The organism is Aquiflexum gelatinilyticum, from assembly GCF_024741135.1.
Classification (GTDB): Bacteria; Bacteroidota; Bacteroidia; order Cytophagales; family Cyclobacteriaceae; genus Cognataquiflexum; species Cognataquiflexum gelatinilyticum.
Genome location: NZ_JANSUY010000041.1, coordinates 1 through 1,995, shown reverse-complemented (window position 1 = coordinate 1,995; position 1,995 = coordinate 1). Strand labels below are relative to the sequence as shown.

1 protein-coding gene is annotated in these 1,995 nt (G+C 47.2%); it reads left to right on the top strand.

All coding sequences use genetic code 11. The features are described 5' to 3' along the window. On the top strand, positions 1-1,995 hold a 1,995-nt coding region (locus NU887_RS21055; protein WP_420839803.1), incomplete at both ends, for a beta strand repeat-containing protein.

Below are 1,995 nucleotides of genomic sequence, written 5' to 3'. Positions count from 1 at the left end.
ACCAAGACTGCAACCGAATCAACATTTGATGCTGTCGGAGATGTATTGAACTATACCATCGTCGTGACCAATACCGGGAACGTCACCCTCGAAGACATTGCTGTAAACGATCCATTGACAGGATTGAACACTTCTATTCCAAGTCTTGCGCCTGGATCAAGTGAATCCATTCTGACTTCTTATCCGGTAACACAAGCCGATATCGATGCAGGAAAAGTCGACAATACCGCTTCTGCTGCCGTGGGTACTGTCAATGTTTCCGCTTCCGAGTCGGTAACTGCAACACAGAATCCTGCGCTTTCAATCACCAAGACTGCAACAGAAAATTCATTTGACGCTGTCGGAGATGCATTGAACTATACCATCGTCGTGACCAATGCTGGGAACGTCACCCTCGAAGACATTGCTGTAAGCGATCCATTGACAGGATTGAATACTACGATTGCTTCTCTTGCACCTCTTGCTTTCGAGTCAATCCCGACTTCTTATACAGTCACTCAAAGTGACATCGATGCAGGAAAAGTGGACAACACCGCTTCTGCAGCCGTAGGTGCGGTAAATGTCTCAGCTTCGGAGTCTGTTTCCGCAACACAAAGCCCTGCGCTTTCGATCACCAAGACTGCAACAGAAAATTCGTTTGACGCAGTCAGAGATGTACTGAACTATACCATTGTCGTAACCAATACCGGGAACGTCACTCAGGAAAACATTGCTGTAAGCGATCCATTGACAGGATTGAATACTACGATTGCTTCTCTTGCCCCTCTGGCTTTCGAGTCTATTCCTACCTCTTATACAGTCACCCAAAGTGACATCGATGCAGGAAAAGTCGACAATACCGCTTCTGCAGCCGTAGGTACTGTCAATGTTTCCGCTTCGGAATTAGTTGCTGCTACACAAACTCCTGCGCTTTCCATCACCAAGACTGCAACCGAATCAACCTTTGCCGCTGTAGGCGATGTGTTGAACTATACCATTGTCGTGACCAATAGCGGGAACGTCACCCTCGAAGACATTGCTGTAAGCGATCCATTGACAGGATTGAATACTACGATTGCTTCTCTTGCACCTCTTGCTTTCGAGTCAATCCCGACTTCTTATACAGTCACTCAAAGTGACATCGATGCAGGAAAAGTGGACAACACCGCTTCTGCAGCCGTAGGTGCGGTAAATGTCTCAGCTTCGGAGTCTGTTTCCGCAACACAAAGCCCTGCGCTTTCGATCACCAAGACTGCAACAGAAAATTCGTTTGACGCAGTCAGAGATGTACTGAACTATACCATTGTCGTAACCAATACCGGGAACGTCACTCAGGAAAACATTGCTGTAAGCGATCCATTGACAGGATTGAATACTACGATTGCTTCTCTTGCCCCTCTGGCTTTCGAGTCTATTCCTACCTCTTATACAGTCACCCAAAGTGACATCGATGCAGGAAAAGTCGACAATACCGCTTCTGCAGCCGTAGGTACTGTCAATGTTTCCGCTTCGGAATTAGTTGCTGCTACACAAACTCCTGCGCTTTCCATCACCAAGACTGCAACCGAATCAACCTTTGCCGCTGTAGGCGATGTGTTGAACTATACCATTGTCGTGACCAATAGCGGGAACGTCACTCTCGAAGACATTGCAGTAAGCGATCCATTGACAGGATTGAATACTACGATTGCTTCTCTTGCACCTCTTGCTTTCGAGTCAATCCCAACTTCTTATACAATCACACAGGCTGACATCGACGCAGGAAAAGTCGACAACATGGCTTCTGCTGCCGTAGGTACTGTCAATGTCTCCGCTTCGGAGTCTGTTTCCGCAACACAAAGTCCTGCGCTTTCCATCACCAAGACTGCAACCGAGTCAACATTTGAAGCTGTCGGAGATGCATTGAACTATACCATTGTCGTGACAAATACCGGGAACGTGACTCTGAGCGATGTTTCGGTTACAGATCCTTTGACAGGATTGAACACTTCTATTCCAAGTCTTGCGCCTGGATCA